The 19,871-nt window shown below is 71.0% G+C and carries 18 protein-coding genes; 3 read left to right on the top strand and 15 right to left on the bottom strand.

Annotated elements, in window-relative coordinates; translation table 11 throughout:
- Positions 1 to 7 precede the first annotated feature (7 nt).
- The 4 genes from gltX to FHX33_RS03935 are packed head-to-tail and all read right to left on the bottom strand — an operon-like array spanning position 8 to position 4,146.
- On the bottom strand, positions 8 to 1,525 hold the full coding sequence (gene gltX / locus FHX33_RS03950) for a glutamate--tRNA ligase (protein ID WP_021764016.1): 1,518 nt from the start codon (positions 1,523 to 1,525) through the stop codon (positions 8 to 10).
- Positions 1,526 to 1,566: 41 nt separating this feature from the next.
- The gene (locus FHX33_RS03945; RefSeq protein WP_021764017.1) at positions 1,567 to 2,334 is read right to left on the bottom strand and encodes a fumarylacetoacetate hydrolase family protein; all 768 of its coding nucleotides are present in this window, start codon (positions 2,332 to 2,334) and stop codon (positions 1,567 to 1,569) included.
- Position 2,335: 1 nt separating this feature from the next.
- Positions 2,336 to 3,205 carry a ketopantoate reductase family protein gene (locus tag FHX33_RS03940; protein WP_183428186.1) on the bottom strand — a complete coding sequence of 290 codons (870 nt, stop codon included), beginning with the start codon at positions 3,203 to 3,205 and terminating at the stop codon, positions 2,336 to 2,338.
- Positions 3,202 to 4,146, bottom strand: coding sequence for a LysR family transcriptional regulator (locus FHX33_RS03935; RefSeq protein WP_183428185.1), 945 nt, complete (start codon positions 4,144 to 4,146; stop codon positions 3,202 to 3,204). Before FHX33_RS03935 ends, FHX33_RS03940 begins: the two co-directional genes overlap by 4 nt.
- An 81-nt stretch (positions 4,147 to 4,227) precedes the next feature.
- Here FHX33_RS03935 and FHX33_RS03930 point away from each other — a divergent pair, with 81 nt between their 5' ends.
- Positions 4,228 to 5,268: an aminotransferase class V-fold PLP-dependent enzyme gene (locus FHX33_RS03930; RefSeq protein WP_183428184.1), complete on the top strand. Its 1,041-nt coding sequence runs from the start codon at positions 4,228 to 4,230 to the stop codon at positions 5,266 to 5,268.
- A gap of 133 nt (positions 5,269 to 5,401) precedes the next feature.
- Here the strand turns inward: FHX33_RS03930 and FHX33_RS03925 are convergent, their stop codons facing one another.
- From FHX33_RS03925 to FHX33_RS03915, 3 genes are all read right to left on the bottom strand, one after another.
- Positions 5,402 to 6,535 carry a branched-chain amino acid aminotransferase gene (locus FHX33_RS03925; RefSeq protein WP_021763163.1) on the bottom strand — a complete coding sequence of 378 codons (1,134 nt, stop codon included), beginning with the start codon at positions 6,533 to 6,535 and terminating at the stop codon, positions 5,402 to 5,404.
- 38 nt (positions 6,536 to 6,573) lie between these two features.
- Positions 6,574 to 7,629: a 3-isopropylmalate dehydrogenase gene (locus FHX33_RS03920; protein ID WP_021763162.1), complete on the bottom strand. Its 1,056-nt coding sequence runs from the start codon at positions 7,627 to 7,629 to the stop codon at positions 6,574 to 6,576.
- Positions 7,630 to 7,702: 73 nt separating this feature from the next.
- On the bottom strand, positions 7,703 to 9,235 hold the full coding sequence (locus tag FHX33_RS03915; protein ID WP_021763161.1) for an MFS transporter: 1,533 nt from the start codon (positions 9,233 to 9,235) through the stop codon (positions 7,703 to 7,705).
- 60 nt (positions 9,236 to 9,295) lie between these two features.
- On the opposite strand from FHX33_RS03915, the gene FHX33_RS21900 reads away from it, so the two are divergent.
- The gene (locus FHX33_RS21900) at positions 9,296 to 9,847 is read left to right on the top strand and encodes a TetR/AcrR family transcriptional regulator (protein WP_021763160.1); all 552 of its coding nucleotides are present in this window, start codon (positions 9,296 to 9,298) and stop codon (positions 9,845 to 9,847) included.
- 18 nt (positions 9,848 to 9,865) lie between these two features.
- Here the strand turns inward: FHX33_RS21900 and FHX33_RS03905 are convergent, their stop codons facing one another.
- The 3 genes from FHX33_RS03905 to serA form a co-directional block, all read right to left on the bottom strand.
- Entirely contained in the window at positions 9,866 to 11,116 is a 1,251-nt protein-coding gene (locus FHX33_RS03905) for a sigma-70 family RNA polymerase sigma factor (protein WP_221209319.1), read from the bottom strand.
- Positions 11,117 to 11,150: 34 nt separating this feature from the next.
- Entirely contained in the window at positions 11,151 to 11,516 is a 366-nt protein-coding gene (locus FHX33_RS03900; protein WP_021763265.1) for a YciI family protein, read from the bottom strand.
- Positions 11,517 to 11,650: 134 nt separating this feature from the next.
- Positions 11,651 to 13,243 (bottom strand): phosphoglycerate dehydrogenase, encoded by a 1,593-nt coding sequence (gene serA, locus FHX33_RS03895; RefSeq protein WP_021763264.1) that lies wholly within the window; start codon positions 13,241 to 13,243, stop codon positions 11,651 to 11,653.
- Between the two features lie 140 nt (positions 13,244 to 13,383).
- Between serA and FHX33_RS03890 the strand changes: the two genes are divergently transcribed.
- A complete protein-coding gene (locus FHX33_RS03890; RefSeq protein WP_021763263.1) occupies positions 13,384 to 13,773 on the top strand; it encodes a DoxX family protein in 390 nt (129 codons plus the stop codon).
- A gap of 10 nt (positions 13,774 to 13,783) precedes the next feature.
- Here FHX33_RS03890 and FHX33_RS03885 read toward each other — a convergent pair whose 3' ends face one another.
- From FHX33_RS03885 to ilvD, 5 genes are all read right to left on the bottom strand, one after another.
- Positions 13,784 to 14,521, bottom strand: a complete 738-nt coding sequence (locus FHX33_RS03885; RefSeq protein ID WP_183428183.1) for a copper homeostasis protein CutC — start codon at positions 14,519 to 14,521, stop codon at positions 13,784 to 13,786.
- A gap of 114 nt (positions 14,522 to 14,635) precedes the next feature.
- Positions 14,636 to 15,664, bottom strand: a complete 1,029-nt coding sequence (gene ilvC, locus FHX33_RS03880) for a ketol-acid reductoisomerase (protein WP_021762445.1) — start codon at positions 15,662 to 15,664, stop codon at positions 14,636 to 14,638.
- Positions 15,665 to 15,736: 72 nt separating this feature from the next.
- Entirely contained in the window at positions 15,737 to 16,249 is a 513-nt protein-coding gene (gene ilvN, locus FHX33_RS03875; RefSeq protein WP_021762446.1) for an acetolactate synthase small subunit, read from the bottom strand.
- A gap of 5 nt (positions 16,250 to 16,254) precedes the next feature.
- Entirely contained in the window at positions 16,255 to 18,063 is a 1,809-nt protein-coding gene (locus FHX33_RS03870; protein ID WP_021762447.1) for an acetolactate synthase large subunit, read from the bottom strand.
- 53 nt (positions 18,064 to 18,116) lie between these two features.
- Positions 18,117 to 19,811 (bottom strand): dihydroxy-acid dehydratase, encoded by a 1,695-nt coding sequence (gene ilvD / locus FHX33_RS03865; protein ID WP_021762448.1) that lies wholly within the window; start codon positions 19,809 to 19,811, stop codon positions 18,117 to 18,119.
- Positions 19,812 to 19,871: the final 60 nt, after the last annotated feature.

The following is a 19,871-nucleotide window of genomic DNA, read 5'->3' as shown; positions in this document are numbered from 1 at the left end:
CTCCCCCTCAGACCAGGGACGCCGAGAGCCGGTCGAGCCGCGCGATCGTGTCGGCCTTGCCCAGGATCTCCATGGACTCGAACAGGGGAGGCGACACCCGGCGACCCGAGACGGCGACGCGCAGCGGCCCGAAGGCGACGCGCGGCTTGAGTCCCATGGTCTCGATCAGGGCGTCGCGCAGCGCGCTCTCGATGGCGTCGTGCGTCCACTCGGCCACGGGGATGTCCTCCAGGGCGCCGAGCGAGGCCGCGAGCACCTCGCCGGTGTTGGCCGGAAGGGAAGCGCGCGCGTCGTCCTCGACGACCAGGGAGGCGGTGCCGGTGAACAGGAAGCCCAGCATCCCCGGCGCCTCGCCCAGCAGCTGCATGCGCTCCTGGACGAGCGGCGCAGCCTCGGCGAGGACGGCGCGCTGACGCTCCGTCAGCGGCTCGGTGAGCACACCCGCGGCCACGAGGTACGGGATGGTGCGCTCGGCGAAGTCGGCGACCTCCAGCAGCCGGATGTGGTCCCCGTTGATCGACTCGGCCTTCTTGAGGTCGAAGCGGGCCGGGTTCGGGTTCACGTCGGCGACATCGAACGCGGCGACCATCTCGTCGATCGAGAAGATGTCGCGCTCGTGACTCAGGGACCAACCGAGCAGCGCCAGGTAGTTGACGAGGCCCTCGGGGATGAAGCCGCGATCGCGGTGGTGGAAGAGGTTCGACTCGGGGTCGCGCTTGGAGAGCTTCTTGTTGCCCTCGCCCATCACGTACGGGAGGTGGCCGAAGCGCGGCACGAAGGTCGTCACTCCGGCGTCGATCAGCGCGTGGTAGAGCGCGATCTGGCGCGGGGTGGACGACAGGAGGTCCTCGCCGCGGAGCACGTGCGTCACGCCCATGAGCGCGTCGTCCACCGGGTTCACGAACGTGTAGAGGGGCTGCCCGTTCGGGCGCACGACGACGAAATCGCTGAAGGAGCCGGCGGGGAAGGTGATCTCGCCGCGCACCAGGTCGTCGAAGCTGAGGTCGTCGTCGGGCACGCGCAGGCGCAGGGCGGGCTCGCGGCCCTCCGCGCGATACGCGGCCTTCTGGTCGTCGGTCAGCTCGCGCTCGAAGTTGTCGTAGCCGAGTTTCGGGTCGCGGCCGAGCGAGACGTTGCGCGCCTCGATCTCCTCGCCGGTGGCGAAGCTCTCGTAGATGTGCCCGGAGGCGACCAGGCGCTCGATGAGGTCGCGGTAGATCTCCCCGCGCTGCGACTGCCGGTACGGCCCGTGCGGGCCGCCGACGTTCACGCCTTCGTCCCAGTCCAGCTTCAGCCAGGTGAGGGCATCGATGATCTGCGCGTAGCTCTCCTCGCTGTCGCGAGCCGCATCGGTGTCCTCGATGCGGAAGATGAGCTTGCCGCCGGTGTGCCGCGCGTACGCCCAGTTGAACAGGGCCGTGCGGATCAGCCCGACGTGCGGGGTGCCGGTCGGCGACGGGCAGAAGCGGACGCGGACGTCCGAGCCGGTGGCCGTGGAGAAGGGGTGCGAAGCGTTGTCTGACATACCGCTCCCAATCCTACTGGGGAGCGCCCTGCGCGCGAGCCCTACTTGGGAGCGCGGACGGGGTTGACGAGGGACCCGACGCCCTCGACCTCCACCTCGACGGTGTCCCCCGCCACGAGCGGGCCGACCCCGGCCGGCGTGCCGGTCAGGATGACGTCGCCCGGCAGCAGGGTGAACACGCTCGAGGCGTAGGCGATGATCGACGGGATGTCGTGCACCATCTCCGACAGGCGCGCCTCCTGCTTGAGCTCGCCGTTGACCCGCGTGCGCAGGAACGCCTCCGGGTCGAGCTCGGTCTCGATCACCGGGCCGAGCGGGCAGAAGGTGTCGAAGCCCTTCGCGCGCGTCCACTGCCCGTCCTTCTTCTGCAGGTCGCGGGCGGTGACGTCGTTGGCGACGGTGTAGCCGAAGATGTGCTCGTGCGCCTTCGCCTCGGGCACGTTGCGGGCGATCGTGCCGATCACGACGGCCAGCTCGCCCTCGAACTCCACCTGCTGCGACTGCGGCGGCAGCAGGATGGCGTCGCCCAGTCCGATCACCGAGGTGTTCGGCTTGAGGAACAGCAGGGGCTCCTCCGGGGCCTCGCCACCCATCTCGGCGGCGTGCTCCCGGTAGTTCTTGCCCACCGCGACGACCTTGGAGCGCGGGATGACCGGCGCGAGCAGGGCGCCGACCTTACCGAGCGGCACGCGCTCCCCGGTGGTGTCGAATCCGGTGAACAGGGGGTCTCCGGCGAGGACGACGAGGGCGTCCTCGTCGACGATCCCGTAGTCGATGGCGCCATCGTGGCTGAACCGTGCGATCTTCACCCTACGAGCCTAGCGCCGCCACGATGCGGGCGATGGCGGGCGTCGGGACGCCGTGCCGCTCGCCGATGCGCAGGAGCGCCCCGCCGATCGCGTCGAGCTCGCTGGGCGCACCGGCCGCGAGGTCCTCCTGGAGAGAGGTGCGCATCGCGCCCGGGACGCTGCCGAGCACCCGCATGACGTCGAGCGCCGTCGCCGGCACCCCCTCGGCGGTCGAGCAGGCCGCGATCTCCGCGACGACAGCCTCCGTGAGCTCGGGATCCTCGCTCAGGGCGCTCCCGGCCGGCTGGCGCCAGTACGACGTGAGCAGGGCGAGACCGGCGAGCATCCGGAACTTCGCCCAGAGCACCTCGGGCTCGGTGCCCTGCGCGCGGACGCGCGGGCCGGCGCCGTCGAGCGCGCGCACCGCGGCGAAACCGGCCGCCGTCTCCGGCGCCTCGATGTTGACGAACGGGCTGCGGTGGTCGATCACGGTCGGCGACAGGCGCAGCGCGGAGACCGCGACGGACGCGCCGGCCACGGGGATTCCGGGGAGCGCCGCGCGCAGCGGACCGACGTGCTCGACGCCGTTCAGGAACGAGACGACCTCGACGGGCCGGGAGGCCGCGATGTCGGGCAGCACGGCGTCGAGGCCGTAGGCCTTCGTCGCCAGCAGCACGCTCGCGCCCGCGGGCACCACCGTGTCGGCGGGGACGCGCTCGACGCCGTCGCCGAACTGCGCGCTGCGCACCTCGATGCCCTCGGCGCGGATGGCCTCGACCGTCGCCGGGCGGCCCACCGCCACGACGTCCTGCCCCGCCCGATGCAGCAGCCAGGCCAGCAGGCCGCCGACGGCGCCCGGGCCGACCACTGCGAAAACCGTGTCGTCGCTCATCCCACCGATGCTAGCCGCCACTCCTCGACCGCGAGCCCGGCGATCGCCTCCGCCGTCGCCGCGATGGCCGGCACGACGTCGGCCCCCGCGGCGCCGACGAGATTGATCGTGCGGTGGTCGCGGTTGCCCGTCGCGCGCAGCACGACACCCGGCTGCACCCCCGCCGAGCCGACGGCGAGTCCCGGGAGCAGTGCCACGCCCATCCCCTCCGCCACCATGCGCAGCACGGCGACGAAGTTGTCGGTCTCGTAGGCGATGCGCGGCTCGTAGCCGCGCCCCGCCGTCAGCTCCAGGAGGTGGCCGCGGCAGCGCGGGCAGCCGCCGATCCAGGCCTCTGCGGCGAGATCCGCGAGGTCCACCCGATCGTTCGCTGCGAGCCGGTGCCCGGCCGGCAGCGCGACCAGCATCTCGTCGTGCCAGAGGGGCGCGACGGCGAGGCCGCGCGCGCTCTCGCGGTGCGGGTCGACCCGGTCGCCCGGGTAGCTGAAGGTGATGGCCAGGTCGGCGGTCTGCGCGCGGACGGCGGCGACGGCCTCGGGAGGCTCCGCCTCCAGGTACGTGATCCGGACGCCGGGATGCGTCGCCTCCATCGTGCTGAGCAGGCGCGGGACGATCGAGGACGAGGCGGACGGGAACCCCGCCAGTCGCACCCGCCCGGTGCGGAGGCCGCGCAGGTCGTCGAGCTCGCCGGCCGCCGCGTCGAGGGCGGTGGTGACGGTCAGCGCGTGACGGGCCAGCACGCGTCCCGCCTCCGTCAGCCGCACCCCGCGACCGGCGCGGGAGACGACCGGCAGACCGATGCGCGCCTCCAGCCGGCGCAGATGCTGGCTGATGGCGGGCTGGCTGTAGCCGAGGGCGTCCGCCGCGCGCGTGATCGAGCCCTCGTCGGCGATCGCGCGCACGACGCGCAGGCTGTGGGAGTCGAGGTCGTCGGGGAGCATGCGGCAATCATAAGCAGAGCTGATGATTTCGATTCAATACCTGCTCTGGTGCGATGGGTCGTGGTCCTCCACCGTGGACTCATGCTCACCCTCCAGAACCGCTTCCCTGCCGGCTCGGGTTATCTGGCCGCCTGCACGCAGGGGCTGCCGACCCATGAGACGGTCGCCGCGGGACGCGCCGACCTGGAGCGCTGGGCGGCCGGAGCGTCGACGCCCGCCGACTACGACGACGCCGTTCGACGCGCACGCGCTTCTTTCGCCCGCCTCGCCGGCGTCTCCGTGGAGGCCGTCGCGATCGGCTCGCAGGTCTCGGTGCTGGCGGCTCTGGTGGCGGCGTCGGTGCCGGACGGCGCCACGGTGCTCTGCGCGGACGGGGACTTCGCCTCGATGGTCGCCCCGTTCCACGCACAGGCCCATCGCGGGGTGTCCGTACGATCCGCGCCGCTCGAGGCGCTGGCGGACGCCGTCGACGAGCGCACGTGGCTCGTGGCCTTCTCGCTCGTCCAGTCCGCGACGGGAGAGATCGCCGACGCCGATGCGCTGCTCGCCGCCTGCGCACGCACGGGCACACGCACCTTCGCCGACCTCACCCAGGCGCTCGGCTGGCTGCCGGTCGACGCCTCCCGCTTCGACGCGACCGTGACGCACGCGTACAAGTGGCTCTGCGCGCCCCGCGGGTCGGCGTTCCTCACCGTCGGCGGGAGGATGCTCGACGCCCTCAACCCGGTGCAGGCCGGCTGGTTCGCCGGGGAGGACCCGTGGAGCTCGTGCTACGGCCCGCTCGCGGCCCCCGCCTCCAGCGCACGCCGGTTCGACGTCTCCCCCGCCTGGCCGGTCTGGCCGGGCACGGCCGCAGCGCTGAGCCTGTTCGACGAGCTGGACGCCGCCGACGTGCACGCCCACGCCACCGGCCTGGCCGCCGCCTTCGCCGACGGGCTGGGCGTGGACGCCGGCGGGAGCGCGATCGTCAGCTGGCCGGACCGCGAGGGCACGGCGCTCGCGGCGCTCACCGCCGCGGGCCTCCGCGCATCGGGACGCGCCGGTCGCGCCCGCGTCGCCTTCCACCTCTGGAACTCGCCGGACGACGTGCGAACCGCCCTGCACGCACTCGGCCGTCGCTAGCGGAGGATATCCCGTCCCCGGGTGCCGCCCGCACCCACAAACGGAGGAGATCCCGCCCGATTCGGGCGGGATCTCCTCCGTTGCCTGCGATCGCCCGGCGTGCCGGGCGAGGACTCCTCCGGTACCGGCTGGCTCAGCCGTCCAGGCGCGTCATCCAGTTGTGGCGGTCGCGCACGCGGCCGTACTGGATGTCGGTGAGCTCCTGGCGCAGCGCCATCGTCAGCTCGCCGGGAGGCGCGGTGATGTCGCCCACCGTGAACGTGTCGGACTTGAGCTCGCCGATCGGGGTGATCACCGCGGCCGTGCCGCAGGCGAAGACCTCGACGATGTCGCCGCTCTCCACACCGTCGCGCCACTCGTCGATGGTCACCTTGCGGCGGTGCACCGCGTGGCCGCGGTCGCGGGCGAGCTGCAGGATCGAGTCGAGCGTGATGCCGTCGAGGATGCTGTCCGACTCGGGCGTCACCACGGTGCCGTCCTTGTAGACGAGCACGACGTTCATCCCGCCGAGCTCCTCGAGGTACTTCCCCTCCACCGAGTCGAGGAAGAGCACCTGGGCGCAGCCGTGCTCGGCCGCCTCGGCCTGCGGCAGGAGGCTGGAGGCGTAGTTGCCGCCGGTCTTCGCAGCTCCCGTCCCGCCGTGGCCCGCGCGGGACCAGCGGTCGGAGAGCCAGATGGAGACGGGTGCGACGCCGCCCGAGAAGTAGGCGCCCGCGGGGCTCGCGATCAGGTAGTACGCGACCTTGTTCGCCGGGCGCACCCCGAGGAACGCCTCCTTGGCGAACATGAACGGACGCAGGTAGAGGCTGGTCTCGGGCGCCGTCGGCACCCAGTCGCCGTCCACCGCGACGAGCTGCTTGATCGAGTCGAGGAAGTGCTCGACCGGCAGCTCGGGCAGCGCGAGGCGGTAGGCGGAGCGCTGCATGCGGGCCGCGTTGGCCTCCGGGCGGAAGGTCCAGATCGACCCGTCGGCGTGACGGTACGCCTTCAGTCCCTCGAAGATCTCCTGCGCGTAGTGCAGCACGGCCGCCGACGGCTCGAGCTGAATGGGGCCGTAGGGCGAGACGCGCGGCCGGTGCCAGCCTCCCTTGGCGGACCAGCAGATGTCGACCATGTGGTCCGTGAAGTAGTTGCCGAAGCCCGGGTCGGCGAGGATCTCCGCACGCTCGGCCGCGCTGCGGGCGGCCTCATTGCGCGTGACCTGCCAGAGGAGACCGCTGGTCTCGGTGGGGCCGCTGGTGAGGGTGATGCTGGTGGAAGCGTTCATGAGAGTCCTTTGCGCTGCATGCGGTGAAGCACGGTGATCTAATTCTGCGCCACCCGGGCGGCGATCGCGTCGCCGATCTCGGCGGTCGTGCGCTGCGCCCCGCTGCGGGAGGCCAGGTCGGCGGACACCGCCTGCTCCACGCGGGTCGCCTGCTCCTGGGCGCCGAGGTGGCGGAGCAGGAGTGCGACGGAGAGGATCGCGGCGGTGGGGTCGGCCTTCTGCTGGCCGGCGATGTCCGGAGCCGATCCGTGAACCGGTTCGAACATGCTCGGGAATGCGCCGGCGGGGTTGATGTTGCCCGACGCTGCCAGCCCGATGCCGCCGCTGATCGCGGCCGCGAGGTCGGTGAGGATGTCGCCGAAGAGGTTGTCCGTGACGATCACGTCAAATCTAGCAGGATCGGTGACCAGGAAGATGGTGGCGGCGTCCACGTGCAGGTAGTCGACCGCGACCGACGGGTGCTCGGCGGCGACCGCGTCCACGATCCGCTTCCAGAGCCCGCCGGCGAAGGTGAGCACGTTGGTCTTGTGCACCAGCGTGAGCTTCTTGCGGCGCTGCTCGGCCTGCTCGAACGCGAACCGGACGACGCGCTCGACGCCGTACGCCGTGTTCACGGAGACCTCGTTCGCGATCTCGTGCGGCGTGCCCTGGCGGATGGCGCCGCCGTTGCCGACGTACGGGCCCTCCGTGCCCTCGCGGACGACGACGAAGTCGACCTCGCCCGGGTTCGCCAGCGGGCTGGCGATGCCGGGGAACAGGGTCGTGGGGCGGAGGTTCACGTAGTGGTCGAGCGAGAAGCGGAGCTTCAGCAGCAGACCGCGCTCGATGTTCGCACCGGCCAGCCGCGGGTCACCCGGCTTGCCGCCGACGGCGCCGAGCAGGATCGCGTCGTGGGACGAGATCGACGCGAGGTCCTCGTCCGTCAGCACGTCGCCCGTCGCCAGGTAGCGGTCGGCACCGAGCGAGAAGTGGGTCTTCTCGAACGCGAGGCCGCTTCCCTCGCCGACCGCATCCAGGACCTTGACCGCCTCGGCGATCACCTCGGGGCCGATTCCGTCTCCGGGGATGACGGCGAGCTTGACGGTCTGGGACATGGCACTCCTGCGTGGTCGATGCGGGCGGACACCCCCACATTACCGGCCGGCCGGCGCTCCCCGACGCCGTCCGTCAGCCGCGGACCGTGCGGAGCGAGACGACCGCGAGCACTGCGGCGGCGACCATCAGACCGACCCCGATCCCGGCCGTCAGCCCGACGCCCGAGTCGAAGGCGGCGCGCGCCGAGGCGAGCAGTTGCTCCCCCAGGCCGGCCGGAAGCTGACCGGCGACGGTGGTCGCCCCGCCGAGGGTCTCCCCCGCCGCGTGCGCCTGCGCCGCCGTCAGGCCGTCGGGCAGGGCGACAGCCGACCGATAGGAGGCGGTGAGGATGGTGCCGAGGGTCGCCGTGCCGAGCACCGCGCCCAGCTCGTACGCCGTCTCCGAGACGGCGGAGGCCGCCCCGGCCTTCTCTGCGGGCGCGCTGGTCAGGATGAGCTCGTTCGAGACGGTCTCGGCCGCGCCGATCCCGAGCCCGAGCAGCACGAACGACAGCATCAGCGTCCCGGTCTGCGCGTCCCCGCCCGAGAGGGCGATGACGAGGTAGCCGACGGCCGAGATCGTGAGGGCGACGGGCACGACGATCGACGGACGCACGCGTCGCGCGATCGGCACGACGACGAGACCGGCGACGATCATCGTCGCGAGACCGGGGACGAGCACGAGACCGGATTCGATCGGGCTGAGCCCGAGGACGAGCTGGAGGTGCTGCGAGACGAAGAAGAGGTACCCGACCAGCGACACCACGCTCAGCAGGTTGATCAGCACCGCGCCGCTGAACGACGCACGCCCGAAGAGACGCATGTCGAGCATCGGGATCGGGCGCCGCAGCTGCCGGCGCACGAACAGCCAGCCCGCGACGACGCCGATCACGATCGCGAGCACACCGCTCCAGGCGAAGCCGTCCGAGGCGAGCGTCTTGATGCCATAGACGATCGGGGCCATGGTCAGCAGCGAGAGCAGGATGCTGGGAACGTCGATGGGACCCGGGTTCGGGTCGCGCGACTCGCGGACGAGCAGCGGGGTCAGCACCAGCAGCGGGATGAGCACGGGCACGGCCAGCAGGAACACGGAGCCCCACCAGAAGTGCTCGAGCAGCACACCGCCGACGATCGGGCCGAGAGCCGAACCGGCGGCGAAGCCGGAGGCCCACACCGCGATCGCCAGCCGGCGCTGCTCGCGGTCGGTGAAGACGCTCCGAAGCAGGGACAGGGTGGAGGGCATGAGCATCGCGCCGAAGAAGCCGAGGCTGGCGCGGGCGGCGATCAGCAGCTCGGTGGTCGGGGCGAAGGCGGCGCCGATGGAGACGATGGCGAAGCCTGTCGCGCCGATCAGCAGCAGCTTCCGGCGGCCGATGCGGTCGCCGAGGCTGCCCATCGAGACCAGGAGGCCCGCCAGCACGAGCGGGTAGGCGTCGATGATCCAGAGCATGCCGGTGCCGCTCGGCTCGAGGGCCTGGGATATGGAGGGCAGCGCGAAGCTCAGCACGGTGTTGTCGACCGAGACGAGGAGCACCGGCAGCATCAGAACGGCGAGCGCCACCCATTCGCGCACGCCGGCGCGCGGGGCGGCGGAGGGCGCGGGCAGGGTGATGTTCGTCGTGGACATGGCATCTACTGTACCGTCTGGACGGTACAGTAATCAACTCCGAGCGGCTAGCATGGCCGCATGGCCGAAACCCCCTCCGCCCGTGACCGCATCCTCGACGCCTTCGAGGAACTGCTCGGCGAGCAGAGCGAACGCGCGGCGACCCTCGACGCCGTCGCGGCTCGCGCGGGGGTCTCCAAGGGCGGCCTGCTCTACCACTTCGCCTCCAAGGACGCGATGGTCGACGGCGTCCTCGCCCGGCTGAGCGGCCACGTGGAGGCGGACCTGGAGCGGATGCGCACGGCGCCGGAAGGCCCGGTCGACTACTTCATCCGCACCTCCATCCCGACCGACAACGACCTCGAGCGCTCGATCGTGGCCGTCGCGCGGCTGGCGCAGAGCGCGGACAGCCGGGCACGGGATGCACTCGCCTCGATGCAGCGCTCCTGGCTCGGCATCCTCGAGGCCTCGGTGGGCGATCCCCTCGTCGCCCGGATCATCATGCTCATCGGCGACGGGATGTACTACAACACCGCTCTGCTCCCGGACACGAACGCGGTGCTCCGCGGCGAGACGGACCTGGACCGGGTGATCGAGCTCGTCAAGCGGCTCGCCGACGACCCCGCCGAGTGATCCCGGCCGAGACGGGACTCACGCGCCCTGCTGCTCGGCGAGACGGCGTGCGAGGAAGCGTCTGACCCGCTCGTCGGTCGTCGCGTCGAGCGCGTGCGCGTAGGCGGCTGCGGCTCGCTCCGGGCGTCCCGCCGCGCGCAGCAGATCGGCCCGCACGGCGAGGGCCTGGGCGGCGATGACGCCCTCGAACAGCTCCGGCCGCGCATCCAGTTCGGCGACGGCCGCCTCCGGCCCGATGTCCGGGCTGTACCCGCGCGCGACGGCTCGGCCGAGTTGCGCGGGCGCGGACGGCCACACGCGCACCAGTCCGTCGTACAGGCGGGCGATGGCCGGCCAGTCGGTCGTGGCCCACGTCGGCGCGATGCCGTGGAGGCCGGCGATCGCAGCCTGCAGGGCGAAGCGGCCGGGCAGCTCCCCCGCGCCGTCGGCCAGCGCGGCCGTGGCCAGCCGCTCGCCCTCGTCGAGCAGCGCGCGGTTCCAGTGCGAGCGGTCCGCCTCGGCGAGCGTCACGAACTCGTCGACCTCGGACAGCCGGGTCGTCTGGCGTGCCTCGGTCAGGAGGAGGAGCGCGAGCAGCCCCGCCGCCTCCGGATCGTCGGGGCGGATGCGGCGCGCATCCCGGGCGAGCTCGATCGCGTCCGTCCGCAGCCGGCCGTCGGCGCGGGCGTGCCCGACGGTGTAGAGCAGGTACACCGTCGTCAGCGCGTCGGGCAGCCGCGCGGTGAGGTCACCCGGATCATCGGCCGCGAACCGCAGCCGCGAGTCGTGGATGCGCTTCTTCGCCCGCGTCAGCCGCGCTGCCATCGTCGGCTCCGGCACCAGGAACACCTCGGCGACCTGCGCCGTCGGCACCGCACACACGAACCGCAGCGCGAGCGCGACCCGCGTCTCCTCCGCCACCTCGGGGTGGCACACCAGCAGGATGAGCTCGAGCCGCTCGTCCCCGGTGAACACGTCGTCCATCAGCATGTCGGCCTCCGCCGCGTGCGCCGCGGCCTCCCGCCCCGCCTCCTCGGCGGCGAGCACGGGGAGGGCGCGTGTCGCCGTGGCCTCCCGGCGCCGCAGATCGACGGCGATCCGGCGCGCGACCGTGGTGATCCACGCCGCGGGATTCGACGGCTCGCGCCCGGCGGAGGCCTCCGCGACGGCGCGCGCGAACGCCTCCTGGACCGCATCCTCCGCCAGCTGGAGGTCGCCGACGGATCGCGCGACGGCGCCCAGGATGCGCGGCGCCTCGGTGCGATACGCGCGCTCGATGGCGGTGGTCACAGCTCATTCAAACAAGCTGCGACCACCGGCACAATCAGTTCACGCGGTCCAGGACGAGCACCGGGTAGAGCTCCACCCAGCCCTCGGTCGGCACCAGCGCGGCGAGCTCGCGCGCCTGCTCCGGGCTCGACGCGGTGAATCCGTAGAAGCCGGTGACGACCTCCCGGGTCTCGCCGAACGGGCCGTCCGTGAACAGGGGCGCCTCGCCGGCGCGCGGGGTGATCTTCGTCGCGGCGCTCACGGGCTGCAGGGCGTTGCTCGCGAGGATCTTCTCGCCCGCCGCCTCCACCGCCTCCTGGAATGCGCGGTGACCGGCCATCCCGGCCTCCCACTCCTCCGCGGTCATCGCCGCCGGATCCCAGTTGGGCTCCTTGATGAGCAGGACGTACTCCTCGGCCATGATGTCTCCTTACGTCTCGAGCGCCGGTGCGCTCTTCCGATGCGAACACCAGTACGACGTCAGTCAACCGCGGAAATCGACAGCCCGCCGGAAAAACTTCTCCGGCGGGCTGTCGTACGGTCGATCGGGATCGATCAGGACTCCGTGATGTCGATCTCCTGCATGAGGTCGGCGTCGATCGCGACGCGCACCTTCTCGAGCAGACCCTCCGGCACGCGCGAGTCGACGGTCAGGACGCTGAGCGCCTTGCCGCCGGCCGAGGTGCGGGCGATCTGCATGCCGGCGATGTTGATGGACGACTCGCCGAACTCGCGGCCGTAGACGGCCACGATGCCGGGGCGGTCGTCGTAGACCATGACGATGAGGTGCTGGGCGACCGGCACCTCGACGTCGTAGCCGTTGATCTCGACGATCTTCTCGATCTGCTTCGTGCCGGTGAGCGTTCCGGAGACCGAGACCTGCGAGCCGTCGCTGAGGGCGCCGCGCAGGGTGATCAGGTTGCGGTACTCCTCGCTCACCGAGTCCGTGATGAGGCGCACCTCGATGCCGCGCTGGTCGGCGAGGAGCGGCGCGTTCACGTACGAGACGGTCTCGCTGACGATGTTGGTGAAGATGCCCTTCAGCGCCGCGAGCTTCAGCACGCTGACGTCGTAGTCGACGAGCTCGCCGCGCACCTCGACGTCGATGCTGGTCAGCGGGCTGTGCGCGAGACCGGAGAAGACCTGGCCCAGCTTCTCCACCAGCGGGATGCCGGGGCGCACGTACGGGTCGATGACGCCGCCGGCGACGTTGACCGCGTCGGGGACGAGCTCGCCCGAGAGGGCGAGACGCACCGAGCGCGCGACGGAGACGCCGGCCTTCTCCTGGGCCTCATCGGTCGACGCGCCGAGGTGCGGGGTGACGATGACGTTCTCGAGTGCGAGCAGGGGCGAGTCCGTCGGCGGCTCGCTGACGAACACGTCGAGGCCGGCGCCGGCGATCGCACCGGAGGTCAGGGCGCGGTAGAGGGCGTCCTCGTCGATCAGGCCGCCGCGGGCGACGTTCACGATGTACGCGGTGTCCTTCATCAGCGCGAGCTGGTCGTCGCTGATCATGCCGGTCGTCTCGGGCGTCTTCGGCATGTGGATGGTGATGAAGTCCGCCTCGGCGAGGAGCTCGTCGAGCGTCACCAGCTGCACGCCGAGCTGCTGGGCGCGGGCCGAGGTGACGTACGGGTCGTACGCGATCACCTTGGTGCCGAAGGCCTGCAGGCGGGCGGTGATCAGGGCGCCGATGCGGCCGAGGCCGATGATGCCGATGGTCTTCTCGTAGAGCTCGACACCCGTGTACTTCGAGCGCTTCCACTGCCCCTGCGCGAGCGCGCTGTGCGCCGCCGGGATGTGGCGGGCGAGGCTCAGGATGTGGCCGACGGTGAGCTCCGCGGCGGAGATGATGTTGGAGGTCGGTGCGTTCACGACCATGACACCGGCCGTGGTGGCCGTCTTGATGTCGACGTTGTCGAGGCCGACTCCGGCGCGCGCGACGACCTTGAGCTTCGGCGCGGCCGCGATGACCTCGGCGTCGACCTTGGTGGCGGAGCGGACCAGGATCGCGTCGGCGTCGGCCACGGCGGTCAGGAGAGCCGGACGGTCGGTGCCGTCGACGTTGCGGATCTCGAAGTCGGGCCCCAGGGCGTCGACGGTGGCGGGCGAGAGTTCTTCGGCGATCAGGACGACCGGCTTTGTCACGTGGCAGATTCCTTCGAGATGCAGGGCTGGCTTGGGAAAGAAGAGCGCCACTGTCGTCGGGGCGCGGGTCCGGCTTAACTCTAGCGGGCGCGCGGGGCGTGCTTTCGCCGCGTTACGCCCGGTCGGGAGAGGATGGGGCGGTGACCGTCTTCGAGATCGTGCAGCTGGTGATCAGAGTGGCCCTGGCCCTCGTCTTCGTCGTGATGGGCGCCCTGCACTTCGTGCCGGGACCGGCGCGCGGGATGGCGGCGATGATCCCGCCGGGCCTGCGCGGCACCGGCGTACTCGCCCCTCGGGTGCTCGTCGCGTTCACGGGGGTCTGCGAGCTGGCGGGAGGCGTCGGCCTGCTCGTCCCGGCGACGCGCGTCGCCGCGGCCGTGTGCCTGATCGTGTTCCTGATCGCGGTGTTCCCGGCGAACGCCTACGCCGCGCGGCACCCGCAGAAGTTCGGCGCTTTCGGCACGCCGCTCATCCCGCGCGCGCTGCTGCAGCTGCTGCTGATCGCACTCTGCGTGGTCTGCGCGCTCTGACGGTGGCGGTCTAGGCGCCCGCGGCCCGGGCGGCCGCCACCGCGGCCCGCACCACCGACGGGTCGGTGATGTCGTAGGCGGCGTCCCCGCCTCCCGGCCCGCTGGGTGCGCCCTGCACCGAATCGCGCGCCGACAGGTGCACGGCGTCGACGCCGGCGGCGGTGAGCGCCGGGATGTCCTCCACGCGCACTCCCCCGCCCGCCATCACCTGGATGCGTCCCGCGGCGCGCTCGGCGAGGGACGCGAGCACATCGACGCCGTCGATGCTGCGGGAGGCGCTGCCCGAAGTCAGCACGCGGGTCACCCCGCGGGCGGCCAGCGCGTCCAGCGCGGCGGCCGGGTCGGACACGATGTCCAGAGACCGGTGGAACGTGACGGCCAGTCCGTCGGCCGCGGCGACGAAGCGCTCGACGGCGGCGAGATCGATCCGGCCGTTGTCGTCCAGGGCTCCGATCACGACACCGGCGACGCCGGTCTCGCGGGCGAACCGGATGTCGGCGACCGTCGTCGCGAGCTCGTCCTCGTCGTAGACGAATCCGCCGCCTCGCGGGCGGACGAGCACGTGCACGAAACCGGGTCGGGAGGCGGCCTCCGCCGCCTCGACAGCGGCGCGCAGCAGCCCCGCCGACGGCGTCAGCCCACCGAGCCCGAGCGCCGAGCACAGCTCGATGCGGTCGGCTCCCTCGGCGAGGGCGATGCGCACGCCGGGCACATCCTGCACGGCGATCTCGACGGCCGGACGGGGCATGGGGCGATTCCTCTCGACGACGAAGGGGTGCCGCGCTCTCATCCCGTCGGAACGGGAGGAGGGCGGCACCCCTCAGGCTAGCGTGCCGTCAGACGGCAGCGGTCGTGCGCTGGATCAGCGCGCGACCTCGCCGTCCACGTAGTCGTCGTCGTTCGAGGCGTTCCACGCGAAGAGCTTGCGCAGCTCGCGGCCGGTGGCCTCGATCGGGTGCTGCTCGCCCTTCTTGCGCAGGGCGAGGAACTCCGGCGCGCCGGCGTCCTGGTCCGCGATGAAGCGCTCGGCGAAGGCACCGGACTGGATGTCCGCGAGCACGGCCTGCATGTTCTCCTTGACGTGCGGGTCGATGACGCGCGGGCCCGAGACGTAGTCGCCGTACTCGGCGGTGTCGGAGACGCTCCAGCGCTGCTTGGCGATGCCGCCCTCCCACATCAGGTCCACGATGAGCTTGAGCTCGTGCAGCACCTCGAAGTAGGCGACCTGCGGCTGGTAGCCGGCCTCGGTCAGGGTCTCGAAGCCGTACTGGACGAGCTGTGAGACGCCGCCGCAGAGCACGGCCTGCTCGCCGAACAGGTCGGTCTCGGTCTCCTCGGTGAAGGTGGTCTTGATGCCGCCGGCGCGCAGGCCGCCGATGCCCTTGGCGTAGCTGAGGACGAGCGGCCAGGCGTTGCCGGTCGCGTCCTTCTCGACGGCGACGATCACGGGCACGCCGCGGCCGGCCTCGTACTCGCGGCGCACGGTGTGGCCCGGGCCCTTCGGGGCGACCATGATCACGTCGACGCCCTCGGGCGCCTCGATGTAGCCGAAGCGGATGTTGAAGCCGTGACCGAAGACGAGCGCGTTGCCCTCTTCGATGTTCGGCTGGATGTCCTCCGCGTAGAGGTGGCGCTGCACCTGGTCGGGGGCGAGGATGACGACGACGTCGGCCCACTTGGCGGCCTCGGCGGCGCTGAGGACGCGGAAGCCCGCCTCCTCGGCCTTCGGCTTCGACTTCGAGCCGTCCTTCAGGCCGATGACGACCTCGACGCCCGAGTCGCGGAGGTTCTGCGCGTGCGCGTGACCCTGCGAGCCGTAGCCGATGACGGCGACCTTCTTGCTCTGGATGATCGAGAGGTCCGCGTCGTTGTCGTAATAGATCTCAGCCACTGGTGGATTCTCCTTCGTAGGTGGTTCTGACTAACTCTGAGTTCTGACTGCTGGTGCCGCCGGGAGGGCGGGTCAGTTCTTGAAGACGCGCTCGGTGATCGACTTGGAGCCGCGACCGATCGCGAGCAGGCCCGACTGGGCCATCTCTTTGATCCCGTAGGGCTCCAGCACCTTGAGCAGCGCCTGGGTCTTGCCGGAGTCGCCCGTGACCTCGATCACGAGCGCGTCCGTGGCCACGTCGACGACGCGGGCCCGGAACAGGTTGACCGCCTCCAGCACCTGGGAGCGGGTGGAGTTGTCGACGCGCACCTTGATGAGCAGGTGCTCGCGCTGGACCGACTGGGCCGGGTCCAGCTCCACGATCTTGATGACGTTGATCAGCTTGTTGAGCTGCTTGGTGACCTGCTCGAGCGGCAGGCCCTCGACGTCGACGACCACGGTGATGCGCGAGAGCCCTTCGACCTCGCTGGTGCCCACCGCGAGCGAGTGGATGTTGAAGCCGCGCCGGGCGAACAGGCCGGCGACGCGGGTCAGCAGGCCGGGCTTGTCCTCCACGAGGAGGCTCAGGACGTGTGTCGTACTCACTGGGGTCACTCCTCTCCGAAAGCGGGGCTGTGGTCGCGGGCGTACTGGACGTAGCTGTTGCTGACGCCCTGCGGCACCATCGGCCACACCATGGCGTCGGCGCTCACGACGAAGTCGATGACGACCGGGCGGTCGTTCGTCTCCAGCGCGAGCTTGATCGCGGCGTCCACCTCTTCCTCCTTCGTGACGCGGATGCCGAGGGCGCCGTACGCCTCGGCCAGCTTCACGAAGTCCGGGACGCGCACGGTGTCGTGCCCGGTGTTGAGGTCGGTGTTGGAGTAGCGGCCGTCGTAGAAGAGCGTCTGCCACTGCCGCACCATGCCGAGCGACGAGTTGTTGATGATCGCGACCTTGATCGGGATGTCGTTCAGCGTCGAGGTGGCGAGCTCCTGATTGGTCATCTGGAAGCAGCCGTCGCCGTCGATCGCCCACACCACGCGGTCGGGCTGGGCCACCTTGGCGCCCATCGCCGCGGGGACCGAGTAGCCCATGGTGCCGGCGCCGCCGGAGTTGAGCCACGAGTTGGGACGCTCGTATTTGATGAACTGCGCGGCCCACATCTGGTGCTGGCCGACGCCGGCGGTGTAGATCGCCTCCGGTCCGGTCAGCTCGCCGATGCGCTTGATCACGTACTGCGGCGCCAGGAGGCCGTCGCTCGTCTCGGAGTACCCGAGCGGGAACTCCTCGCGGAGCCCGTTCAGGTACGTCCACCACTCGACGAGGTCGGGCGCTCCGGACGACGCGGACGCATCCTGGAACGCGGCGGTCAGATCGACGATGACGTCCTTGGCATCGCCGACGATGGGGACGTCGGCGACGCGGATCTTCGAGATCTCGGCAGGGTCGACGTCGACGTGCACGATCTTCGCGTTGGGCGCGAAGAGGGAGGTGTTGCCGGTCACGCGGTCGTCGAACCGCGCCCCCAGCGACACGATGAGATCGGACTCCTGCAGCGCCAGCACGGCCGGGACCGTGCCGTGCATCCCGGGCATGCCGAGGTGCTGCTGGTGGGAGTCCGGGAAGGCGCCGCGCGCCATCAGCGTGGTGACGACCGGCGCGCCGATCGCCTCGGCGAGCTCGAGCAGCTCCTGCGAGGCGCGCGAGCGGATGACGCCGCCGCCCACGTAGAGGACCGGCTTCTTGCTCTCGACGAGCAGCTGGGCCGCGGCGAGGATCTGCTTGCCGTGCGCCTTGGTGATCGGCCGGTAGCCCGGCAGGTCCACCTTGGGCGGCCACACGAACGGCGCGGTGTTCTGCTGTGCGTCCTTGGTGATGTCCACGAGCACGGGGCCCGGGCGGCCGGTCCCGGCGATGTGGTACGCCGCCGCGATGGTCGCCGGGATGTCCTCCACGCGCTTGACCAGGAAGGAGTGCTTGGTGATCGGCATGGTGATGCCGACGATGTCCGCCTCCTGGAAGGCGTCCGTCCCCATGAGGGTGGAGAACACCTGGCCGGTGATGAACACGACGGGCACGGAGTCCATGTGCGCGTCCATGATCGCGGTGACGAGGTTCGTCGCGCCCGGGCCGGAGGTCGCCATGGCGACGCCGACCTTGTTGGACGCCGACGCGTAGCCCTCGGCGGCGTGGCCGCCGCCCTGCTCGTGGCGGACGAGGATGTGGCGGATCTTGGACGAGTCCACGATCGCGTCGTAGATCGGCAGGATCGCCCCGCCCGGGAGCCCGAAGACGTCGGTGACGCCGAGGAGCTCGAGGGTGCGGACGACCGACTGCGATCCGGTCAGTTGTTCGGGCGACGCCTTGCCAGGCGCCGCGGACGGCAACACGGAGTTGGGGGTTGCATCCGAGGACATGCCTTATCGGTCCCTTACGTACGAAACGGTTGATACTGCTGGAGAGCGAAGAGCTACCCCGTGACCGCGCCTTCTGCTGCAGAGCGCACGAGCTTGGAGTACTTCGCGAGAACGCCACGGGTATAGCGCGGAGGAAGAGGAGCCCAGCCGTCACGGCGGGCGGTCAGCTCTGACTCGTCGACAAGTAGGTCGAGGGAGCGAGCCGCGATATCGACCCGTATCAGATCACCATCGCGCACGAAGGCGATGGGACCTGCGTCCACCGCTTCGGGTGCTATGTGGCCGATGCACAGGCCGGTTGTGCCGCCTGAGAATCGTCCGTCCGTCAATAGTAGTACATCCTTGCCGAGGCCCGCGCCCTTGATGGCCGCGGTGATGGCGAGCATCTCGCGCATGCCCGGGCCGCCCTTGGGTCCCTCGTAGCGGATGATGACCACGTCGCCCGCGTTGATGCGGCCCTCGGTGAGGGCGTCCATCGCGGCGCGCTCGCGCTCGAACACGCGCGCGGGGCCCTCGAAGACCTGGGCGTCGAAGCCCGCGGTCTTCACGACGGCCCCCTCGGGTGCGAGCGATCCCTTGAGGATCGTGATGCCGCCGGTGGCGTGGATGGGGTTGTCGAGGGTGCGCATGACCTCGCCGTCCGGTGCGGGCGGGTTGATCTCGGCGAGGTTCTCGGCGACGGTCTTGCCGGTCACGGTGAGGCACTCGCCGTGCAGCAGGCCCGCGTCGAGCAGGGCCTTCATGACGACGGGGACGCCGCCGTGGCGGTCGACGTCGTTCATGACGTACTTGCCGAAAGGCTTCAGGTCGCCGATGTGCGGCACCGTGTCGCCGATGCGGTTGAAGTCGTCGATCGTGAGGTCGACCTCGGCCTCGCGGGCGATGGCGAGCAGGTGGAGCACGACGTTGGTCGAGCCGCCGAACGCCATGGCCACCGCGATCGCGTTCTCGAACGCCTCCTTGGTGAGGATGTCGCGGGCGGTGATGCCGAGCTTGAGCAGGTTGACGACGGCCTCGCCCGAGCGGTGCGCGAAGTAGTCGCGGCGACGGTCGGCCGACGGCGGAGCGGCGGAGCCCGGGAGGCTCATGCCGAGGGCCTCGGCGACCGAGGCCATGGTGTTGGCGGTGTACATGCCACCGCAGGCGCCCTCGCCCGGGGCGATGGCGCACTCGATGCGCTTGAGGTCCTCTTCGCTCATCTTGCCCGCCTTGCAGGCGCCGACGGCCTCGAAGGAGTCGATGATCGTGACGTCCTTCTCGGTGCCGTCCGACAGCTTGACCCAGCCGGGGGCGATCGAGCCGGCGTAGAGGAACACGGCGGAGAGGTCGAGCCGGGCCGCCGCCATCAGCATGCCCGGGAGCGACTTGTCGCAGCCGGCGAGGAGGACGGTGCCGTCGAGGCGCTCGGCCATCATGACGGTCTCGACCGAGTCGGCGATGACCTCGCGGGACACGAGCGAGAAGTGCATGCCCTCGTGGCCCATCGAGATGCCGTCGGAGACGGAGATGGTGCCGAACTGCAGCGGGTACCCGCCGCCCGAGTGGACGCCTTCCTTGGCGCCCTGCGCGAGCCGGTCGAGCGACAGGTTGCAGGGGGTGATCTCGTTCCACGAGCTGGCGATGCCGATCTGCGGCTTCTCCCAGTCGGCGTCACCCATGCCGACGGCCCGGAGCATGCCCCGGCTCGTCGTGGCTTCGATTCCGTCGGTGACGACGCGCGAGCGCGGCTTCCAATCGATCTCTGGCATGGGACAACTCTAGAACGTCTCGCATGCCCCTCCGACCATGCGCCGCGGGATCGGTGGAGA

This window comes from Leifsonia aquatica, from assembly GCF_014190775.1.
Taxonomy (GTDB): domain Bacteria; phylum Actinomycetota; class Actinomycetes; order Actinomycetales; family Microbacteriaceae; genus Leifsonia; species Leifsonia aquatica.
This window is presented reverse-complemented; position numbering and strand designations above follow the sequence as displayed.